The following is a 19,617-nucleotide window of genomic DNA, read 5'->3' on the forward strand; positions in this document are numbered from 1 at the left end:
GGCCATCATGGTCGTCAACCCCGCCGAACCGCCGCTCATCATGCGGGACACCGTGCACTGCCTCGTCGGCGACTGCTCGTCACGACCGGCCCCGCCTCCTTTTTCTCTGTTCCCGCACTTTTGCACGTCTCCGACGCGGGCTCAGACCGCGGCCAGCGCCGGGTAGTCGGTGTAGCCCTTGTCGTCGCCGCCGAAGTACGAGGACGTGTCCGGGGTGTTGTACGGGCCCGCGGACTTGAGCCGGGCCGGCAGGTCCGGGTTGGCCAGGAACAGCGCGCCGAAGGCCACGATGTCCGCGGTGCCGTCCTCGATCAGCTCCAGCGCCGCGTGGTCGGTCGGGCCCTCGGTCGCCGGGTTGAGGATCAGGGTTCCGCTGAACTGCTCGCGCAGGGCCTGCGTGACGTGGCGGAATTCGGGCGTCATCTCGACGATGTGCAGATAGCCGAGGCCCAGCGGCTCGAGCTGCTCGACCAGCGCCGGGTAGACCGCCTCGGTGTCGGTCTCGGCGATGTCGTTGTACTGGTTGCCGGGAGAGATCCGCAGCCCGGTGCGCTCCGGGCCGATGGCCGCGGCCACGGCCTGGGCGACCTCGACGGCGAAGCGGATGCGGTTCTCGACCGGGCCGCCCCACTCGTCGGTGCGCTGGTTGGTGTTGGGCGCGAGGAACTGGTGGATGAGGTAGCCGTTGGCGCCGTGCAGCTCGACGCCGTCGAATCCGGCCTCGACGGCGTTGCGGGCCGCCTCGGCGAACTCTCCGACGATGCCCTTGATCTCGTCGCCGCTCAGCTCGCGCGGGGCGAGGAAGTCCTTGGGCCCCTCGTGCGTGAAGAGCTGGCCGGCCGCCGCGACGGCGGAGGGCGCCACGCTGGTCTGGCCGTCGGGGAACAGGATCGGGTGCCCGATGCGCCCGGCGTGCATGATCTGGGCGAATATCCTCCCGCCCTTGGCGTGCACGGCGTCGGTGACCTTGCGCCAGGCGGCCACCTGCTCTGCGGTGTGCAGGCCGGGGGTGTCCGGGTAGCCCTGGCCGACGACGGAGGGCTGGATGCCCTCGGTGACGATCAGCCCGGCCGATGCTCGCTGTCCGTAGTACTCGACGGTGGACTCGGTGACGGTGAGGCCCTCGCCGTACGCACGGCTACGGGTCATCGGCGCCATGGCGATTCGGTTGGCGAGCTGCGTGCCGGACAGGTCGATCGGGTCGAATGCGGTGGTCATGGGAGCCCCTCAGAAAATATGTGGTCGGCCAAGCAATCGTGCCGGGGGCAACTGTAGCGCATTGATTGGCCGACCAAGGTAAAGTTTTCCGGAGACACTGTCCGTGAGACAGACGCAGCCGTTCCAAGGAGTTCCGATGAAGCCCGACACCGGGTCCGACCCCGCTTGTGGCACGCCGCTGCCGGGCGCGGCGCCTGACGGCGCGACGCTGCCCGGCGCGGTGCTCGACGGACCCGTCGGCCATGCGGTCGCCCGCGTCGCCCGGCTGCACCGCATGGCGGCGGGCAAGGTGCTCAAGTGCGCGGGCCTCTACCCCGGCCAGGAGTACGTGATGATGCGGCTATGGGACGCCGGGGCCGTACGCCAGTCGGAGCTCATCAAGGCGTTCGACCTCGACCCGTCGACCGTGACCAAGATGCTCCAGCGCCTGGAGCAGTCCGGGCACGTACGGCGCCGCCCGGACCCCGAGGACCGCCGCGCGGTCCTCGTCGAGGCCACGGACGACAGCTGCGCGCTGCTCGCGGAGGTGACGGCGGCCTGCGGCGAGCTGGAGGAGCACACCCTCGCCGGGCTCGACCCGGACGAGCGCCGTGAGCTGGTCCGGCTGCTCGCCAAGGTCGAGGAGAACCTCTGCAGACAGACGGCCGACTGCCCCGAGCAGGGCCGGGCGGACGGCGAGCCGGGTCACCCGGCGAGCACGTCCAGGGCCCGGTCCACGTCCGCCGCCGAGTTGTAGAGGTGGAAGGCGGCGCGCAGATTGCCCGCCCGCTCCGAGACCAGGACGCCCGCCCTGGCCAGGTCGGGGACCCGGTGGCCGAGCCCCGGAACCGCGACGATCGCGGACTCGCCGCCGTCCGTCGCCTGGTGGCCGAGCTCGGCCAGCCCCGCCTTGAACCGCCGGGCGAGGCCCGTGTCGTGCGCGTGCACCGCGTCCACGCCGATCTCCTCGAGCAGCGCCAGCGACTGCTGCGCGCCGTGGTACGCCAGGAACGCCGGGGGCTCGTCGAAGCGGCGCGCGGACCGGGCGAGCTCCTCGATCGGCCCGTACGTGGTGGCCCACAGGTCCTCGGCGGCGAAGGTGCCCGCGTGCATCGGCGGGAGGGCCTGCTGGGCCTCCTCCGTCAGGGTGAGGAAGGACGTGCCGCGCGGGCAGAGCAGGAACTTGAAGCCGCCGGTCACGGTGTAGTCCCAGTCGCCCGCGGACAGCGGCAGCCAGCCGGCGGACTGGCTGGCGTCCAGGAGCGTGCGCGCGCCGTGCGCGGCGGCCGCCGCGCGCAGCGCGGGCAGGTCGGCGATCCGCCCGTCGGCGGACTGCACGGACGAGAAGGCGACCAGCGCGGTCCCGGGGCGCACCGCGTCGGCGAGCCCCTCCAGCGGCGCGTAGCGCGGCTTGAGGTCGCCGCGCACGGTGAAGGGCGTGATGACGGAGGAGTACTCGCCCTCGGGGAAGAGCACTTCGGCGCCGGTCGGCAGGGACGCGGCGATCAGCCCGACGTGCACGGAGACGGAGCCGCCGGCCGCCACCCGCTCCTCGGGGACGCCGGCCAGCCGGGCGAAGGACTGCCGGGACGCGGTCACGGCCGAGAACTCGCCGGCGCCGCCCGGCCGGCCCGCCGCGAGCTCGTCGGCGAGCAGCTTGACGGCCTCGACGGCCCGGCGGGGCAGCAGCCCGCAGCTGGAGGTGTTCAGATAGGTCGCGTCCGGCGCGAACTCGGCGCCGCCCAGGTTCTCCATAAGATCACCCTGAGGCCCCCTCAACGCGGGGTCAATCGAGATTCGTTGAGGGGAGCCGCTCGCTTCGCTCAGGCAGGCGCTCCGGCCTGCGGAGTCTCGCAGGCGCCGTCGGCGTCGCAGACCTCAGCGCCGGCGCCCCCGACCGGGGTGGTCTCCCGGCCCTTCCAGGCCTGCTCCAGCGCCTGGGTGAAGAGCTCGGCAGGCTGGCCGCCGGAGACTCCGTAGCGGCGGTCGAGCACGAAGAAGGGCACCCCGTTCGCGCCCAGCTCGGCGGCCTCGCGCTCGTCGGCCCGTACGTCGTCGGCGTACGCGCTCTCGTCGGCGAGGACTGCCTGCGCCTCGTCCGCGTCCAGACCCGCCTCGACGGCGAGCGCAAGGAGGGCGCCGGCGTCGAAGACGGACCGCTCCTCGGCGAAGTTGGCCCGGTAGGCGAGGTCCAGCAGCTCGTTCTGGCGGCCTCGGGCCTTGGCCAGGTGGAGCAGCCGGTGGATGTCGAAGGTGCTGCCGTGGTCGCGGCCCTCGGTGCGGTAGTCGAGCCCTTCGGCGCGGGCGTTGGAGGCGACGTGCTCCTCCATGGCCTGGGCCTGTTCACGGGTGCGGCCGTACTTCAGCGCCAGCATGTCGACCACGGGGGCGACGTCGCCCTTGGCCCGGCTCGGGTCGAGCTCGAAGGAGCGGTGGACCACCTCGACGTCGTCGCGGTGGGCGAAGGCCGCGAGCCCCTTCTCGAAGCGCGCCTTCCCGATGTAGCACCAGGGACAGGCGATGTCGCTCCAGATCTCGACGCGCATGCTCATTCTCTCCAGGGTCGTACGGTCCATAGCGGCGGAGGCTGCCTCCGCCCGGATGACAACACGCTCGGAGACCGGCTCATTCCGCCGTGGCCGGCACTGTGAGGCGCAGCACCAGGTGGTCGCCCGCGCGGGGCTCGTCGGGGTCGGGGAGCCAGCCCTGGCGGGCGTAGAAGGACTGCGCGCGCTCGTTGTGCTCGAAGACCTGCAGGCGGACGGTGCGGATCCCGGCCCGCTGCCAGGAGGCGACGCACGCGGCGTGCAGGGCCGCGCCGATCCCGGTGCGCCAGCGCTCGGGGTCGACGTGGAGCTGAGTGAGGCTCGTCGCGCCGTCGTCCACGCGGCTGGCCGCGACCCCGGCGATGGCGCCGTCCCGCTCGGCGCAGATCACCGCCCCCCGCTCGACGGCGGCGGCCCAGCCGGCGCGGGTGCGGGCGTGCTCGGCGGGGCTGTCGAAGACCTCGTCCGGGATGCGGCCCCGGTAGTAGGTGGCACGGGCGGCCGCGTGGAGGACGGCTATGGCGTCCAGGTCGGCGGGGACGGCTGCTCTGATCGCGGTTCTGATCATGCTGGTGGTGACGCGGCGGACTGCCTCGCGGTTGCGTTCGAGGGGAGGCGGCGGGGCGAGACGCGCTCATCGCGCCGCAGCCCGGCGGCGGTACCGGCCCAGGCGTTCCGTACTCCCGCTTGAACGCCTGGGTCGCAGGCGAACTCCAAGGCAGAGAGCGCCCGTTGGGCTGCCGACCGGAAGGGATGTCAGCCGTCCGAAGTAGGCCGCCCGCCCTCAGGACCCGTCCCGCAGCCCCTTCGGCCAGCTCGGCCGGAACTCGATCTCGTCGAAGGTCACCACGCACCCCTCCCCCACCGGGGACTGCGCCATGAACCCGACCAGCGCCGCCCCCGCCCGCTCCTCGTCGCCGAGCGCGAAGATCCGTACGAAGGTCCAGTGCTCCCCGTCCGTCGACGCGTGGAAGGCGAACGCCTTGCCCGTGCGGCTGATCCTCAGCCACGCGCTGTCGCCGTCCACCACGAAGGAGTTGGCGTCGTCGGAGTGGCCGCGGGTGACGACCGTGCAGATCGTGGGCTTGTCCGGGGAGAGCTCCAGGCAGAGCTTGGCCCACTCCCGCTCGCCGACGTGCAGATAGAGCACGCCTGCGTCGAAGGCCGCGCCGAAGCCCACGGTGACCCGCGCGATGAGCTGGAAGTCGCCCTCGGGCGCGCCGAGCAGGCGCGGCGCGTCGGTGGCGGGGTCCAGGGCCTCGCCCGACGGCGGCACGAAGCGGTCCTGCCGGGCGCCCGCCCAGCCGGTCAGCGCCCCCTTCTCGTACGCCCAGTTGGCGTCGGGTCCGTACGCCCGTAGCAGGAAGGGCAGTTCGGGGAGATCGAATTCGCTCACGTCGCTCAGCTTGCTTCAGCGGCGAGTCGTCCGTCTACCCGGCGCGGCAGTCCGAGCGGGTTGTCGTCGCGCAGCTCGGGCGGGAGCAGGGCCTCGGGCGTGGTCTGGAAGGCGACCGGGCGCAGCCAGCGCTCGACGGCGGTGGCGCCGACGGAGGTGGCGGCGGACGTGGTCGCGGGGTAGGGGCCGCCGTGGTGCTGGGCGGGGGCGACGGCGACTCCGGTGGGCCAGCCGCCGACCAGCACCCGGCCCGCGAGCGGGGTCAGCTCGGCGAGCAGCTCCGCGCCCCGGCCCTCGCCCGCGGCCTCGGCGTCGGAGAGGTGGAGGGTGGCGGTGAGGTTGCCGGGGAGCCGGCCGAGCACGGCGGTGATCTCGGCGTCGGACGCGTACCGCGCGACGACGGTGACCGGGCCGAAGCACTCCTCGAGCAGCAGGTCGTGCGCGCCCTCGGCGGCCAGCAGACGGGCCGGCACGGACAGGAAGCCGGCGTTGACGGTGTGCTCGCCGCCCGCGCCGGGCGTGATCGGGGCCTGGACGCCCGGCAGCTCGGCCCGCTCCCGCACGCCCTCGACGAAGGCCGAGCGCATGCGGTGGTCGAGCATCACGCCGGGCTCGGTCTGGCTGACGGCCGCGGTCAGGGACTTCAGCAGCCGGTCGCCTTCGTCGCCCGCGGGGGCGAGGACGAGGCCGGGCTTGGTGCAGAACTGGCCTTCGCCCAGGGTCATGGAGCCCGCGAGCCCGGCTCCGAGCTGCTCGGCCCGCTCCGCCGCGGCGGCCTCGGTGACGACGACGGGGTTGAGGGAGCCGAGTTCGCCGTGGAAGGGGATGGGCACGGGCCGGGCGGCCGCGGCGTCGAAGAGCGCGCGCCCGCCGCGTACGGACCCGGTGAAGCCGGCGGCGGCGACCAGCGGGTGCCTGACCAGCTCGACGCCCGCGTCGAAGCCGTGGACGATCGTGACGACGTCCTCGGGCAGACCGACGGCGTGGGCGGCCCGGCGCAGCACGGAGGCGCAGAGCTCGGAGGCGGCGGGGTGGTTCGGGTGCGCCTTGACGACGACCGGGCAGCCCGCCGCGAGGGCGCTGGCGGTGTCGCCGCCGGGCACGGAGAAGGCGAGCGGGAAGTTGCTGGCCGCGTACACCGCGACGACGCCCAGCGGGATCTTGTAGCGGCGCAGGTCGGGCCACGGCGGGGTGCGGTCGGGGTCCGCGTGGTCGATGCGGACGTCGAGGTAGGCGCCCTCGTCGACGACGTCGGCGAAGGCGCGCAACTGGGCGGTGGTGCGGGCCAGTTCGCCGGTGAGCCGGACCGGTCCGAGCGCGGTCTCGGCGTCGGCGGCCTCGATGACGTGCTCGCCGGCCTCGTCGAGCAGATCGGCGGCGGTGCGCAGCAGCCTGGCGCGCAGACCGCGGTCGGCGAGCGCGGTGCGGGCGGCGTGCGCGGCACGGACGACCCGGTCGATCTCCTCCGGCGTGGACTCCACGGCAACCTGCTCCCGCGGGTTCCCGGTTCGGGGGTCGACACTCCAGACTGGTGCTGCTGCCACCGCGGCTTCCTCCCGGTCTTCTGTCACCCACGTAGAAGTCGTTCGGTATTCTGAACAGAGTTCCTGTCGGTGAATGTACGGGGACTCTATTTCCGGCGTTCTGCGCGGTCAAGACGCGGTCAAGAAGGGGCGAGGAGCAATGTCGACTGCCGATTCCGGTGGGGCACAGGTCAAGTCCGCGGTGCGTACGGTGGAGTTGCTCGAGTACTTCGCCGGGCGCCCCGGCATGCACTCCCTCGCCGCCGTCCAGGAGGCCGTCGGCTATCCCAAGTCCAGCCTCTACATGCTGCTGCGCACCCTGGTCGAGCTCGGCTGGGTGGAGACCGACGCGACGGGCACGCGGTACGGCATCGGCGTACGGGCGCTGCTGGTCGGCACGTCGTACATCGACGGCGACGAGGTCGTGGCCGCCGCCCGGCCCACCCTGGACCGGCTCTCCGACGACACCACCGAGACCATCCACCTCGCCCGCCTCGACGGCACCAACGTGGTCTACCTCGCCACCCGCCAGTCGCAGCACTATCTGCGGCCCTTCACCCGCGTCGGCCGCCGGCTGCCCGCCCACTCCACCGCGCTGGGCAAGGCGCTGCTCGCCACCCACAGCGACGAGCAGGTGCGCAAGATGCTGCCCGAGACGCTGGCCTCGCTCACCGAGCACACGATCACCGACCGCGAGCGGCTCGTCGAGGAGCTGCACCTGATCCGCGAGCAGGGCTACGCCGTGGACCGCGAGGAGAACACGCTGGGGCTGCGCTGCTTCGGCGTCGCCGTCCCCTACCGCACGCCGGCCCGCGACGCGATCAGCTGCTCGGTGCCGGTGGCCCGGCTCACCCCAGGCCACGAGCAGATGATCAAGGACGCGCTGTTCGACGCCCGCGACCGGCTCGCGCTGGCCACCCGGAGGCTCTGATGCAGGTGACGCTGCGGGAGGTCCAGCCCGGCGACCTGGACCATTACTTCGTCCACTTCCAGGACCCCGAGGCGCGGCGGATGGCGGCCTTCGGGCCGAAGGACCCCGTCGACCGGGCCCGCTTCGACGCGCACTGGGCCGGGATCATCGCCTCGGACGTCGCACGGACCGTGCTCGCCGACGGCGAGGTGGTGGGCCACGCGGTGGTGTACGGAGAGCCCGGCGAGCTCCAGGTGACGTACTGGATCGACCTCACCCACTGGGGCCGGGGCATCGCCACCGCCGCATTGCGCGCGATGACGGCGCTGGTGCCCGAGCGACCGCTCGGCGCCCGCGCGGCGGCGGACAACGCGGGCTCGATCCGGGTCCTGGAGAAGTGCGGGTTCGCCGTGGTCGGCACGGACCGGGGCTTCGCGGGCGCGCGCGGCGCGGAGGTCGACGAGGTCGTCCTCACGCTCACCGGCTGAGCGCGCGGGGGCGCGGGGGCGCGGTCGACGGTCCGAGCGCGCGGGGCCGTCTGAGCCCCCGCCGCCCGGGCGATCCCCGGTCGACGGCCGGAGCCCGCGCCGCCGCGCGGACGCTTCCCGACCGACGGTCCGGGCCCGCGCGAACGCCTGAGCCCCCGCCGTGCGGGCGAACCCCGGTCGACGGCCGGAGCCCGCGCCGTCGCCTCAACCCCCGCCGCCCGGACCCTCCCCGGCTGAGCAGCCGAACCCGCGCGACCTCCTGCCGCCCCCGCCGCCCGGACCCGCCCCGGCCGCCCGACCTCCGCCGCCCCTTCACTCCCCCGCCTCCGCCGCGCAGACCCTCCGAGGTCGAGCCTCCGCGCCATCCGTCTCCCCCTCGTGGCGGAGACGGATCATCGCGGCGCAGGAGGTGCGCGAAGACGCGCTCCGGGAGCGTGGACGGCATGACGCAGTCACCGCTCGTCCCCTCTCCCCACGGCCTCTCCCCCGCCCGTCCCTCCCGGCTGCGCGTGCTGATGCGGGCCTTCGCCGTCCTCTCCTGCATCCCGTACCTGGGGCTCAAGATCGCCTGGCTCTCCGGCAGCCGGATCGGCATCCCCGAGGGGAGCGTGCTGCTCGACGAGCCGGTGACGGTGGCCGTCGCCAATGCGGTCACGGTCCTGATGGACGGCGCGGTCATCGTGCTGGCGCTGCTGCTCACCCAGGACTGGGGCCGGCGCGTGCCCGCCTGGCTGCTGGCCGTCCCCATGTGGGCCGCGGGCGGGCTGCTCCTGCCGATCATGACGAGCTTCCCCGTGCAGGTGCTGGTCCAGTCCGTCGACGGGAACGGCGCCGAGCCCTCCGCCGACGACGCATTCCTGGACGCGTGGGTCTTCGGCGTCGTCTATAGCGGCTTCATCGTCCAGGGCCTGGCCCTCGGCACGCTCTTCGTCCTGTACGCCAGGGACCGGTGGGGGCATCTGTGGCAGGGCGGCCTGCGGGATCTGCCGGTCTCCGCGAGCGGGCGGCCGCTGAAGGTCCTCTCCACGCTCGCCGCCGTCCTCGTGCTCTTCCCCGTCGCGATGCACCTGCTCTGGGCGTTCGGCGCGACGACCGGTCTGCCCGACGGGCGGGTCGACAAGCGCGCAGCCGACTTCTACGTACTCCAGGGGATCGACGTCCTCTTCCTGGCCGCCGCCGTGGCCGGAGCGCTGCTGCTCGCCTTCCGCCGCCGCGGCGCCCTGCCGCTCAAGGCGCCGCTGGCCATGGCCTGGCTGGGCTCGGGCGCGGTGGGCTGCTGGGGCGCGTGGCTGCTCGTCGCCTCGCTGCTGCCGACGACCGAAAAGGGCGAGCGGGCAACCGAGTTGATGACCTTGACCTACGCTGTGAGCATGATCGTCGGACTGCTCCTCGTCGCCGGAACAGCCTCCCTCCTGCGGCGGCGCGGCGCGTGAAGAGAGCCTTCAGGGCGCTGTTCGGGGAGCCGGCCCAGCTGCGCTGGATCCATCTGATCCTGGGCGGCGCGCTGTTGATGCCGTACTGGCTCCTCGCCGGCGTCGTCCTCGCCCCGCTCATCGGCGGGGACGGCATGTTCTACGGCTCCCTCGCCCAGCAGTTCGGCGCCTACGCGGCGGCGCTGCCGATGGCCGCCGCCAGCGGGCTCCTGTCGCTGGCCCGGCCGACGTCCGTGGCGGTCGCGCGGGTGCTGTGCGGGGTGCCCGCGGAGCGCTACGCCGACGGCCCGGCCCACTCCTGGGCGGCGCGGCTGCGGAGCTCTGGCTGGTTCACGCTCCATGTGGGGCTTGGCGGACTGGTGAGCGGGGCGTCGCTGGCGCTGCCGCCGTTCGCGGTGACCACGATGCTGCTGCCGCTTCCGGCGGTACGGGACTGGGCTCGGCTGCCCGAGGGGCTCCAGCAGACCTGGGTCCTGGCGCTGGCGCCGTTCGCCGGGCTCGCCATGCTGCTGGCGCTGGCCGCGTGCGCGGCGGCGGCGGGGGCGCTGCTGGCCGGGCGGGCACCGGTGCTGCTGGGGCCGACGCCCGAGGACCGGCTGGCCGCGGCCGAGCGACGGGCCACCGAGCTCGCCGAGCGCAACCGGCTCGCCCGTGAGCTGCACGACTCGGTCGGCCATGCGCTGAGCGCCGTCACCTTGCAGGCCGGCGCGGCCCGCAAGGTGCTGCACAGCGATGTGGAGTTCGTCCGCGAGGCGCTGACCGCGATCGAGGAGACCGCCCGGCGCACGGTCGGCGAGCTGGACTCCGTGCTGGGCCTGCTGCGGCAGGACGCCGACTTGGCCGACCTGGCCGACGCGGCCGGCGCGTCGGCGACCGGGCCGGACCTCGCGGGTCTGGACGGGCTGCTGTCCCGCAGCGGGGTGAAGACGTCCCTCGCCGCCGAGGGCGATCTCGCGGCCGTCCCCCGGGCCGTCTCCCGGGAGGCGTACCGCATCGTCCAGGAGGGGCTGAGCAACGCCCTGCGTCACGCCGGGGCGTCCCCGGTGTCCTTGTGGATCGCCCTGCGCGGCGAGGAGTTGGAGATAACGATGGAGAACCCGCTGCCCTCGCGAGCCCCGGCGGTCCGCCCGGGAGGCGGCCGCGGGCTGCGCGGCGTCGCCGAGCGGGCGGCGCTGCTCGGCGGGCGCGCTCAGGCGGGCCCGGACGGCGCGGTGTGGCGGCTCTCGGCCCGGCTTCCGCTGGGGGGCCGTCGATGAGCGGGGTGCGGGTCGTCCTCGCCGACGACGAGCGGATGGTGCGCACGGCGCTGCGGGTCATCCTGGACGCCGAGCCGGACCTGGAGGTCGTCGGCGAGGCGGCGACGGGCGCGCAGGCCGTGTCCGTGGTGCGCGAGCTGCGCCCCGACGTGGTCCTGATGGACGTGCGGATGCCGGAGATCGACGGCATCCGGGCCACCGAGCAGATCCTGGGCTCGATGGAGGCGCCCCCGCGGATCGTGGTGGTGACGACGTTCGAGAACGACTCCTATGTGTACGAGGCGCTGCGCGCGGGCGCCGCGGGCTTTCTGCTGAAGCGGGCGAACCCCGAGGACCTCGTGCAGGCCGTCCGGCTGGTCGCCCGCAGCGACTCGCTCCTCTTCCCGGCCGCGGTCCGGTCGCTGGCCGCCGAGTACGGCGTCCGGGAGCCGGCCCCCGCGCCGCCGTGGGTCGCCCGGCTGACCGAGCGCGAGGCGGAGGTGCTGCGGCTGATCGCGACGGGCCTGACGAACGCCGAGATCGCCGCGCGGATGGGCGTGGGACCGGCCACGACGAAGACGCATGTGGCGGCGGTCCTGGCGAAGACGGGCGCGCGGGACCGCACACAGGCTGTGATCGCCGCGTACGAGTCGGGTTTCGTCGCCATGAGGACTTCCTGAGGAATTCCTGAGAAACCGCCCGCAGCGGAACGGCCACCGCGTCTGCCTCGTCTTTGTGAGCGGGATGAACAAGACGATCAGGCGCGCTTCGGTCTTCAGTCTCCTGCTGGTCCTGGCCCTGCTGGTGCGGGTGACCTGGGTGCAGGCGTACGAGGCCCAAGCTCTCGCAGACGACGACCACAACCGGCGGAAGATCATCGCGCAGTACGCGCAGCCGCTCGGCGACATCATCGTGGCCGGCTCGCCGGTCACGGGCTCGAAGAAGACGGAGGGCGGCGATCTCGCCTACAAGCGCACGTACACCGACGGCGCGCTCTACTCGGCCGTCACCGGGTACAGCTCGCAGGCGTACGGCGCCACCCAGATCGAGGGCATCTACTCCAAGGTCCTCGACGGCACCGACAACCGGCTGAAGAACGCTCTGGACGCGCTCACCGGGAAGCAGCAGGAGCCCGGCGACGTGCTCACCACCATCGACCCCGCGGTCCAGAAGGCCGGCTACGAGGCGCTCGGCGACATCAAGGGCGCGGCCGTCGCCATGGACCCGAAGACCGGGCGGATCCTGGGCATGGTCAGCACGCCCTCGTACGACCCCTCGAAGATCAGCGGGACGACGGACGAGGACGCCTGGAAGAAGCTGTTGGCCGACGAGGACAAGCCGCTGGTCAACCGGGCGCTGCGGCAGCCGCTGCCGCCGGGCTCGACGTTCAAGCTGGTGGTCGCGGCGGCGGCGCTGGAGGACGGGCGGTACGACTCGGTGGACGCCGAGACCGAGAGCCCCGACCCGTACACCCCGCCCGGCACGAGCAGGGTGCTCGTGAACGAGAACAAGTCCGCGCCCTGCGAGAACGCGAGTCTGCGCACCGCGCTCCAGTACTCCTGCAACAACGTCTTCGGCAAGCTCGCGGTCGACCTCGGCGAGGACAAGGTCAAGGCGATGGCGGAGAAGTTCGGCTTCAACGACGCCGAGCAGGACGTGCCGGTGCGGGCGACGAAGAGCGTCTACCCGTCCGGGATGGACAAGCCGTCGACGGCGTACAGCGGCATCGGCCAGTTCGACGTCACCGCGACCCCGATGCAGATGGCGATGGTCTCGTCGGCGATCGCCAACGACGGCGTGCTCGCCTCGCCGCACATGGTCTCCAAGGTCGTGGACGCCGACAGCGACACGCTCGACTCGTACGAGGACGGCGAGGGCGAGCGGATCGTCTCCTCGGCCACCGCCGAGCAGCTGCGCAGCGCGATGGTGACCGTGGTGGAGAAGGGCACCGGGTCGAACGCGAAGCTGGACGGGGCCGAGGTGGGCGGCAAGACGGGCACGGCGCAGCACGGCGAGAACAACAGCAAGACGCCGTACGCCTGGTTCACCTCGTACGCCGAGGACGAGGACACCGGCGAGCAGGTGGCCGTCGCCGTGATCGTCGAGGACTCGGGCGCCGCCCGCTCCGAGGTCAGCGGGAACGGGCTGGCCGCGCCGATCGCGCAGAAGATGATGAAGGCCGCCCTGAAGTGAGGCGGCCGGCCCTCCCGCGGGCGGGCGGCCTCGTCACACGCGGGAGCGGCCTCGTCACACGAGGGAGCGGTCCCGTCAGACGAGGGAGCGGCTCATGAAGAGCGCGGTCTCGCCCTCGGAGGCCGTTCCGGTGTAGAGGGACGTGTCCAGCCCGCAGAGCCGGAACCCCATCCGCCGATACGCCCGTACCGCCGGAACGTTGGCGCTGGACGTCTCCAGCCAGGCGGTACGGGCGGCGTGCTGCCGTCCGTGGGCGGCCAGGCGCCGCATCAGCTCGCCGCCGACGCCGCGGCCCCGGTAGTCGGGGACGACGGTGACCTGTCGTACGACGAGCCGCCGGTTCCAGGTCTCGACGTCGGCCGCGGCGTAGCCGACGACCGTGCCGTCGGCGTCGACGGCGACGACCTCGAACTCGGGGTCGTCCTCGTCCTCCTCCTCGGGGAACACCTTGACCAGCGGCGGATCGACGGGCGTCATCCGCAGGGCGAACCCGACGTCCCCGGCGGCGACTTCGTAGACGTGGTCCGTGGTGAAGGAGTCGTCGAGCGCGGCTATCGCCTGCTGCTCGTCGGGGCGGGGCGCGCGGAATCCGAGGTCGTCTCTCACCCCTCCGAGCCTAGATCACCGACTGTGGACGCCGAGTGGCTGCTCCATTTTCGGCTGCCGGTCAGTCCTTCACAGCCGCCCAGCGCTTGATCGTCGCGACGGCTTGGCCGCGCCGGCCGGCGGGCAGCGAGGCGAGGCTCGCCGTGTGGTTGGCCCCGGGCGCCACGAAGCGGTGGGAGTCGTGCCGGCTGGGGGTGAACTGCTCGGCGCTCCAGGGGTCGTTCTGGCCGTAGACGAACATCATCCGCTCGCCCCGGGTCCGCACCCAGCGGTCGACGTCGGCGATCGCGGTCGGGTCGTACGAGCCGCGCATGGCCGCGGGCAGCAGGGAGTTGGGCTGGTAGAGGTCCTGGTGGCGGCGGACGTCCCGCAGGTGCGCGAACGCCAGGTCGGCCCAGCCGAGCTGGGTCGCGGCCTGACGGTAGTAGGGGCCGGTCCCGTGCTCGCCGAGCGTCTGGTCCCGGTAGAGGCGCAGGCCGTGCGCCTTCGACCAGGTGTAGAGCGCGTCGTCGGAGGCGGCGCGCGCGTCGGGGACGCCAGTGCAGTCGGCGGCGTCCCCGCTCTGCCAGAAGTTCCACACCTGGTCCAGGACGGCGAACTCGTAGGCCCGGTCGGCTGTGCCGAGCGTCTGCTCGAAGCGGGCGCCGGTCGTGGCGGCGTCGTCGGCGAAGCGGGGCAGCAGGGCCGCGCGCCTCAGGAGCATCTCGCGCTGTACGGCGTTGAGCGCGGCCCGGCACCGGGCGGTGCCGACGGTGGCGAAGAACCGCTCGTAGCCGCTGTCGCCCCGGTGGTCCGCGTCGTTCGGCGCGACGAAGGCGACGACGGCGTCCAGGTCGTCGGGGTAGTACCGCTCGTGGTAGGTCGCGGTCATGCCGCCCTTGCTGACGCCGGTCCCCAGCCAGCGGCCCCTCTCGATGGAGCGCAGCGCCCGGGTCAGTCGGTGCTCGTCGCTCGCCTCCTGCCAGACGGTCAGCCTGGACCAGTCGTCGCGGGCCGCTCCCGTGGGGCGCGACTGGCCGAAGTAGCGGTGCTCGACGGAGACCTGGTTGGCGCCGAGGAGCCGGGTGAGCTGGGTGGGGCCGCTGTCCAGGACGTAGCCGCCGGTGTACAGGACGGTGGGCCCGTCGGCCACCTTGTGCCACAGGGTCAGCCGCTGGGCGAACGTGCCCTGGGCGGGGTCGGCGTGGTCGACGGGCTGGCGGTAGGAGAGCGTGTAGTAGGGGCTGCCCTCGCGCTCGGCGGCGGAGACGACCGTCATGCCGGGGATGCGCTCCAGCTGCTCGCGGACGTCCTGCGGGGCGGGCGCGGCCGTCGCGGGCGGGGAGCAGGCGAGCTGGGCGGCGGCGGTGAGCAGCCCCGCGCCGAGCAGCGCGGCGATCCTCCTGGTGCGCACTTCTGGGCCCCTTCGCAGCGAAAGCGACGGATGATCAGCGCCGCATCGTAGCGCCGTACCGCCCGGGAACAGTGCTTTGAGGCGGGTGTGGGCGTGGGCGTAGGTCGACTGCCCGATCCCGTACGGCCTCCTTAGTCGCCAGGCTGGTGCGCAGTCGAGAGCGGAGGCGGGTGACCCGGTGGGCTGGGCGGCGGGGGCGGTGCTGAGGGAACGCGGTGCGGGGCTGTATCTCTGCGCGGTGGTGGTGTCGGGCTTCGGCACCTCGGCGATGTGGCTGGCGGCGGGGATCTGGGTCAAGTCGCTGACGGGGTCGGACAGTCTGGCCGCGTTGACGACGTTCGCCCTGTGGGCGCCGATGCTGGCGGGACCGCTGCTGGGGACGGTCGCCGACCGGGTGCGCCGCAGGCCGCTGCTGATCTGGACGAACCTCGCGATGGCGGCGCTGCTGCTGCCGCTGGCGGCCGTCGACTCGGCGGCGCGGGTATGGATCGTGTTCGCCGTGCTGACGGTGTACGGCGTGGGCTCGGTGGTGCTGGACGCGGCCGAGGCGGGGCTGGCGCCCGCGGTCGTCGACGCCCGGCTGCTGGGGGACTTCAACGGCCTGCGGACGACGGCGAACGAGGGCATGAAGCTGGTCGCGCCGCTCGCGGGGGCGGTGCTGGTCGCCCGGTACGGCGGGGCGTCGGCAGCACTGCTGGACGCGGTGACGTTCGTGCTGGCCGCGGGGGTCTTCGCGCTGCTGCGGGTGCGGGAGGAGAAGCCGGTCCGCTGCGGCGGGGCGGGCTGGCGGAGCGACGCCGTCGAGGGCGCGCGGCGCCTATGGCGCTCGCCGGCGCTGCGGCCGCTGGTTCTGGGCGGCGCCGCGACGATGGCCCTGGCCGGGCTGAACGGCGCGCTGATCTTCGCGGTGGCCGACGAGGTCCTCGGCCGGTCGCCCGCCTTCGTGGGCGTGCTGTACGCGGCGCAGGGCGTCGGGTCCGTGCTCAGCGGGCTGCTGGCGGGGCCGCTGCTGCGCAGGCTGCCCGAGCGGACGTTCGCGGCCGGGGGCGTCGCCCTGTTCGCGATGGCCGCGGCGCTGCGCTCGCTGCCGTACGACGCGGTGGCGCTGGCGTGCAGCGCGGGCATCGGCCTGGGTCTGCCGTGCGTGCTGATCACAGCGCTGACGGCGGTGCAGCGGGACACCCCGGGCGCGGTCGTGGGCCGTACGGCGGCCACCGCGAACACGCTGATGTTCGTGCCGAACGCGGTGACGCTGGCGGTGGGCGCGGGACTGGTCGCGCTGGTCGACGTACGGCTGCCGCTGGCGGCGATCGGCGCGCTGGGCGTCGCGGCGGCGCTGGCGCTGGCGCGGGGCGGCGGGGGGCTCGGCGGGAGGGTGCGGGGGCGCCGGAGCTCGGCCGGGGATATGGAGAGGCGCCCGCCTCCCGCACGGCGTCGGCGGGGAGGTCGGCCGGACGCCCGTCCATCGCGCTCGCCACCGTGAGGTTCGGCGCCGGCGCCGCGCCGTGGCCGCGCTGCTCCGCGGACGGCTTCAGCAGGCCGGGGCCGCCGGCCCCGCCTTCACGGCGAGGTCCGCCAGGTACGCCCCGCGGGTAGCGGCGCGGAGGTCCTCAGCGGTCGTGGCCCAGGGGTCCGCCGTCGGCCTGGGCGCCGCCGTCCGTCAGCAGCGCTCTGCCGCGCTCGACGAGGACCGCGAGGGCCTTGACGTGGGCGGCGAGGGGCTCGCTCAGCGGCGGCCGCACCTCGCCGACGTCGAGCCCTTCGAGCCGTACGCCCGCCTTGACGAGCGAGACGGCGTATCCCCGGCCCATGGCGCGCAGCCGCGCCAGCGGCACGAAGAAGCCGTCGAGCAGCCTGGCGGCCGTCGTGTCGTCGCCGGCGGCCAGGGCGCGGTGGAAGGCGAGCGCGATGTCGGGGGCGAAGGCGAAGACCGCGGAGGAGTAGAGGGCGACGCCGATGCCGCGGTAGGCGAGCGCGGTGAGCTCGGCGGTGGGCAGCCCGTTGAAGTAGAGGAAGTCCTGGCCGGGCAGGTCGCGCCGGACCGCGCTGGCGATCCGCTGCATCAGGCCGAGGTCGCCGTGGCCGTCCTTCAGTCCGACGACGCCGTCGGTCTGGGCGAGTTCGACGACGGTCTCGGGCTCGAAGACGGCGTTGTCGCGCTGGTAGACGATCACGTCGAGGGAGGTGGCGGCGGCGAGCTCGCGGTAGTGGCGCAGCAGTCCGCCCTGGTCGGCGGCCACGAGGTAGGGGGGCATGGCGAGCAGCCCGTCCGCGCCTGCCTCCTCGGCGGCCTGGGCGTACTGGACGGCGAGCGCGGCGCCGTAGCCCGTTGCGGCGACCACGGGGACCTGGCCCGCGGTCTCCTCGACGGCCGCGGCGACGCAGGCGCGGAACTCCGCCAGGTTCAGCGCGTGGAACTCGCCGGTGCCGCAGCACGCGAAGACCGCGGCCGCGCCGGCGTCGACGCCGCGGCGCACATGCGCGCGGAAGACGTCGAGACCGAGGCCGCCGTCCGGCCCGAACGCGGTGACGGGGAAGAACAGCGGTCCTTGGGCCTGGGCGAGTCGGGCTGCGAGCGGGGCTGGGGTCACGGTCGCTCCCTGGGCCGATGCACCGAGCCCTCCGACTCCGTGCACAATTCTGATCGACGTACACGTTTATGAACGCCCTCACGCTATGGCGGCCGCCCAGCGCGGGTCAAGCCGGAAAATCGCGACTCAACGGCGAAGTCGCCCCGTCCGCGCCACACTTGGCGGTGCACGCCAGCGCTTCCCAGCGCGTCCATACATGCGAATACCGTCCACCGAGGAGATCCATCCATGCCCGCACCCCCCATCGTCCTGCTCACCGGCGCGGCCGGCGGCATCGGCACGCTGATGCGGGGGCTGCTGCCCGCGTACGGCTACGAGCTCCGCCTCTTCGACGCCACCCCCATAGAGGGCGTGTCCGACGCCGTCACCGCCGACCTCGCCGACACGGAGGCGCTGCGCGAGGCGGTGCAGGGCGTCGACGCGATCGTCCATCTCGCGGGCATCTCGCTGGAGGCCCCGTTCGAGAAGATCGTCCGCGCGAACATCGAGGGCCTGCACAACCTCTACGAGGCGGCCCGCGCGCAGGGCGTCCGCCGCGTCGTCTACGCCTCCAGCAACCACGCGGTCGGCTTCACCCCGCGCCCACGCGAGGGCGACCCGCTGATCCCCGTCGACACCCCCCGCCGCCCCGACACCTTCTACGGCCTGTCCAAGGCCTTCGGCGAGGACCTGGCCCAGCTCTACTGGGACCGGCACGGCGTCGAGACCGTCTCCGTGCGGATCGGCTCGTGCTTCATGGAGCCCACGTCGGTGCGGATGCTGTCGGTCTGGCTGAGCCCCGGCGACTGCGCGCGCCTGTTCCACGCCGCGCTCACCGCCGAGGACGTCGGCCACACCGTCGTCTACGGCTCCTCGGCCAACACCCGCCTGTGGTGGGACCTGTCGACCGCGCGCGCCCTCGGCTACGAGCCGCAGGACGACTCCGAGCAGTACGCCGACAAGCTCGTCGCCGAGCAGGGCGAGCTCGACCCGGACAACCCCGACCACGCGCATCTGGGCGGCCGCTTCTGCACCGACCCGCCCCAGTGGCCGTACTGACCGCCGTACGGCCCGCCGTCTGACCGCCGTCCGACCGCCGTCCGACCGCCGGGATATTCGTGTGCGGCCAGGACCGTCCGCCAGCCAGGATGGCCGCCATGGCGAAACCCTTCGGATTCTCTTTCGAGCAGCGCGGCGACGGCAGCGTCGTGATCACCCACCGCGGCCGCGCCGCGGGCGTCCTGCGCGGCTCGCGCGCGGCGAAGTTCCTGGCCGAGGTCGAGTCGGGGGACGCGCAGCTGGTCATGGCGCGCTGGACCGGCGCGTACAAGTTCGGCAACGAGCGCATGGCCAAGAACCACCCGCGCAACCGGTAGCCGGGGCTGACGAGCGCGTCGCACAAGCAGCCATTCGGGCTGTTCAAGCTGTCGTAGGGTCGTCGCACAGGCCGTCGTCGGGCCTGTCGCACGGGCTGGAGCAAGGGCCGCAACGGTAAGGGAACGGTAAAGCGACCTCGCTCGTTACCCCTGGCATGACAGCTATGACCCCCGGCTCGAACATCCCTCTCTCCACTGCCCGCGTGGCGGTGGACGTCGCCGCCCCGGTGCGGCTCGACGTATCGGGCCTGCTGCTCACCGCCGACGGCAAGGTGCGCTCCGACGACGACTTCATCTTCTACAACCAGCCGGCGGGCCCCGGCGTCAGCTACCGCTCCGGCGGCGGCAGCGCACCGGACGCCATCGTGGTCGACACCTCCGCGGTGCCGCCCGGCATCGAGAAGATCGTCGTCACGGCCAGCCCGGACGCGGCCGGCCAGACCTTCCAGGGCATCGAGCCGACCGCGACCATCCGCAGCGCCGACGACGGCAGCGCGCTCGCCACCTTCACCCCGCCGCAGCTCGGCGCCGAGACCGCGCTGGTCGTCGTCGAGATCTATCTGCGCAACGGCGCCTGGAAGGCCCGTGCGGTCGGCCAGGGGTATGCGAACGGCCTGGCGGGCATCGCCACGGACTTCGGCGTCTCCGTGGACGAGGAGCCCACCGCGCCCGCCGCGCCCGCCGCGCCCGCCATGCCCACCGCGGTCGCCCCCGCTCCGCCCGCCCCCGTGGCCGCCCCGGTCGACCCGCG

At 73.5% G+C, this 19,617-nt stretch carries 20 protein-coding genes; 11 read left to right on the top strand and 9 right to left on the bottom strand.

The features are described from left to right. Window positions 1-141 precede the first annotated feature (141 nt). Window positions 142-1,218, bottom strand: a complete 1,077-nt coding sequence (locus tag AB0M39_RS37450) for an alkene reductase (protein WP_365372243.1) — start codon at window positions 1,216-1,218, stop codon at window positions 142-144. 136 nt (window positions 1,219-1,354) lie between these two features. Here AB0M39_RS37450 and AB0M39_RS37455 point away from each other — a divergent pair, with 136 nt between their 5' ends. Further along, entirely contained in the window at window positions 1,355-1,954 is a 600-nt protein-coding gene (locus AB0M39_RS37455; RefSeq protein ID WP_365372246.1) for a MarR family winged helix-turn-helix transcriptional regulator, read from the top strand. Here AB0M39_RS37455 and AB0M39_RS37460 read toward each other — a convergent pair. From AB0M39_RS37460 to AB0M39_RS37480, 5 genes are all read right to left on the bottom strand, one after another. Then, on the bottom strand, window positions 1,903-2,952 hold the full coding sequence (locus AB0M39_RS37460) for an aminotransferase class V-fold PLP-dependent enzyme (protein ID WP_365372249.1): 1,050 nt from the start codon (window positions 2,950-2,952) through the stop codon (window positions 1,903-1,905). The genes AB0M39_RS37455 and AB0M39_RS37460 overlap by 52 nt on opposite strands. Before the next feature lie 68 nt (window positions 2,953-3,020). Continuing rightward, on the bottom strand, window positions 3,021-3,743 hold the full coding sequence (locus tag AB0M39_RS37465; protein ID WP_365372289.1) for a DsbA family oxidoreductase: 723 nt from the start codon (window positions 3,741-3,743) through the stop codon (window positions 3,021-3,023). Window positions 3,744-3,822: 79 nt separating this feature from the next. Then, window positions 3,823-4,311 (bottom strand): GNAT family N-acetyltransferase, encoded by a 489-nt coding sequence (locus AB0M39_RS37470; RefSeq protein ID WP_365372251.1) that lies wholly within the window; start codon window positions 4,309-4,311, stop codon window positions 3,823-3,825. Between the two features lie 216 nt (window positions 4,312-4,527). Beyond that, window positions 4,528-5,139, bottom strand: coding sequence for a DUF1349 domain-containing protein (locus tag AB0M39_RS37475; RefSeq protein WP_365372253.1), 612 nt, complete (start codon window positions 5,137-5,139; stop codon window positions 4,528-4,530). 5 nt (window positions 5,140-5,144) lie between these two features. Further along, window positions 5,145-6,683 carry an aldehyde dehydrogenase (NADP(+)) gene (locus AB0M39_RS37480; protein WP_365372255.1) on the bottom strand — a complete coding sequence of 513 codons (1,539 nt, stop codon included), beginning with the start codon at window positions 6,681-6,683 and terminating at the stop codon, window positions 5,145-5,147. Between the two features lie 139 nt (window positions 6,684-6,822). On the opposite strand from AB0M39_RS37480, the gene AB0M39_RS37485 reads away from it, so the two are divergent. From AB0M39_RS37485 to AB0M39_RS37510, 6 genes are all read left to right on the top strand, one after another. Then, window positions 6,823-7,593, top strand: coding sequence for an IclR family transcriptional regulator (locus tag AB0M39_RS37485; protein WP_365372258.1), 771 nt, complete (start codon window positions 6,823-6,825; stop codon window positions 7,591-7,593). Beyond that, window positions 7,593-8,060 (top strand): GNAT family N-acetyltransferase, encoded by a 468-nt coding sequence (locus tag AB0M39_RS37490; RefSeq protein WP_365372261.1) that lies wholly within the window; start codon window positions 7,593-7,595, stop codon window positions 8,058-8,060. The genes AB0M39_RS37485 and AB0M39_RS37490 overlap by 1 nt, the downstream gene beginning before the upstream one ends. A gap of 443 nt (window positions 8,061-8,503) precedes the next feature. Further along, window positions 8,504-9,493 (top strand): hypothetical protein, encoded by a 990-nt coding sequence (locus AB0M39_RS37495; protein WP_365372264.1) that lies wholly within the window; start codon window positions 8,504-8,506, stop codon window positions 9,491-9,493. Beyond that, on the top strand, window positions 9,490-10,749 hold the full coding sequence (locus AB0M39_RS37500) for a histidine kinase (RefSeq protein ID WP_365372266.1): 1,260 nt from the start codon (window positions 9,490-9,492) through the stop codon (window positions 10,747-10,749). The genes AB0M39_RS37495 and AB0M39_RS37500 overlap by 4 nt, the downstream gene beginning before the upstream one ends. Continuing rightward, window positions 10,746-11,408, top strand: a complete 663-nt coding sequence (locus AB0M39_RS37505) for a response regulator transcription factor (protein WP_365372269.1) — start codon at window positions 10,746-10,748, stop codon at window positions 11,406-11,408. The genes AB0M39_RS37500 and AB0M39_RS37505 overlap by 4 nt, the downstream gene beginning before the upstream one ends. A gap of 64 nt (window positions 11,409-11,472) precedes the next feature. Then, window positions 11,473-12,921 carry a penicillin-binding transpeptidase domain-containing protein gene (locus AB0M39_RS37510; protein WP_365372271.1) on the top strand — a complete coding sequence of 483 codons (1,449 nt, stop codon included), beginning with the start codon at window positions 11,473-11,475 and terminating at the stop codon, window positions 12,919-12,921. A gap of 75 nt (window positions 12,922-12,996) precedes the next feature. On the opposite strand, the gene AB0M39_RS37515 is transcribed toward AB0M39_RS37510, so the two are convergent. Together AB0M39_RS37515 and AB0M39_RS37520 are read right to left on the bottom strand one after the other, a co-directional pair. Then, window positions 12,997-13,527 (bottom strand): GNAT family N-acetyltransferase, encoded by a 531-nt coding sequence (locus AB0M39_RS37515; RefSeq protein WP_365372273.1) that lies wholly within the window; start codon window positions 13,525-13,527, stop codon window positions 12,997-12,999. A gap of 61 nt (window positions 13,528-13,588) precedes the next feature. Continuing rightward, complete coding sequence (locus AB0M39_RS37520; protein ID WP_365372276.1) at window positions 13,589-14,920, bottom strand: S28 family serine protease; 1,332 nt, start codon at window positions 14,918-14,920, stop codon at window positions 13,589-13,591. Between the two features lie 178 nt (window positions 14,921-15,098). Here AB0M39_RS37520 and AB0M39_RS37525 point away from each other — a divergent pair, with 178 nt between their 5' ends. Further along, complete coding sequence (locus tag AB0M39_RS37525) at window positions 15,099-16,403, top strand: MFS transporter (protein ID WP_365372278.1); 1,305 nt, start codon at window positions 15,099-15,101, stop codon at window positions 16,401-16,403. A 127-nt stretch (window positions 16,404-16,530) separates the two neighbouring features. Here AB0M39_RS37525 and AB0M39_RS37530 read toward each other — a convergent pair whose 3' ends face one another. Beyond that, entirely contained in the window at window positions 16,531-17,511 is a 981-nt protein-coding gene (locus AB0M39_RS37530) for a 5-dehydro-4-deoxyglucarate dehydratase (RefSeq protein ID WP_365372280.1), read from the bottom strand. Between the two features lie 228 nt (window positions 17,512-17,739). On the opposite strand from AB0M39_RS37530, the gene AB0M39_RS37535 reads away from it, so the two are divergent. The 3 genes from AB0M39_RS37535 to AB0M39_RS37545 all read left to right on the top strand — a co-directional run. After that, entirely contained in the window at window positions 17,740-18,549 is an 810-nt protein-coding gene (locus AB0M39_RS37535) for an NAD(P)-dependent oxidoreductase (protein ID WP_365372282.1), read from the top strand. Window positions 18,550-18,647: 98 nt separating this feature from the next. Continuing rightward, a complete protein-coding gene (locus AB0M39_RS37540) occupies window positions 18,648-18,866 on the top strand; it encodes a hypothetical protein (protein ID WP_365372284.1) in 219 nt (72 codons plus the stop codon). 155 nt (window positions 18,867-19,021) lie between these two features. After that, window positions 19,022-19,617, top strand: a 596-nt coding sequence (locus AB0M39_RS37545) for a TerD family protein (RefSeq protein WP_365372287.1), incomplete at its 3' end; no start/stop codon positions are given.

The sequence above is a fragment of the Streptomyces sp. NPDC051907 genome (assembly GCF_040681075.1).
GTDB lineage: Bacteria > Actinomycetota > Actinomycetes > Streptomycetales > Streptomycetaceae > Streptomyces.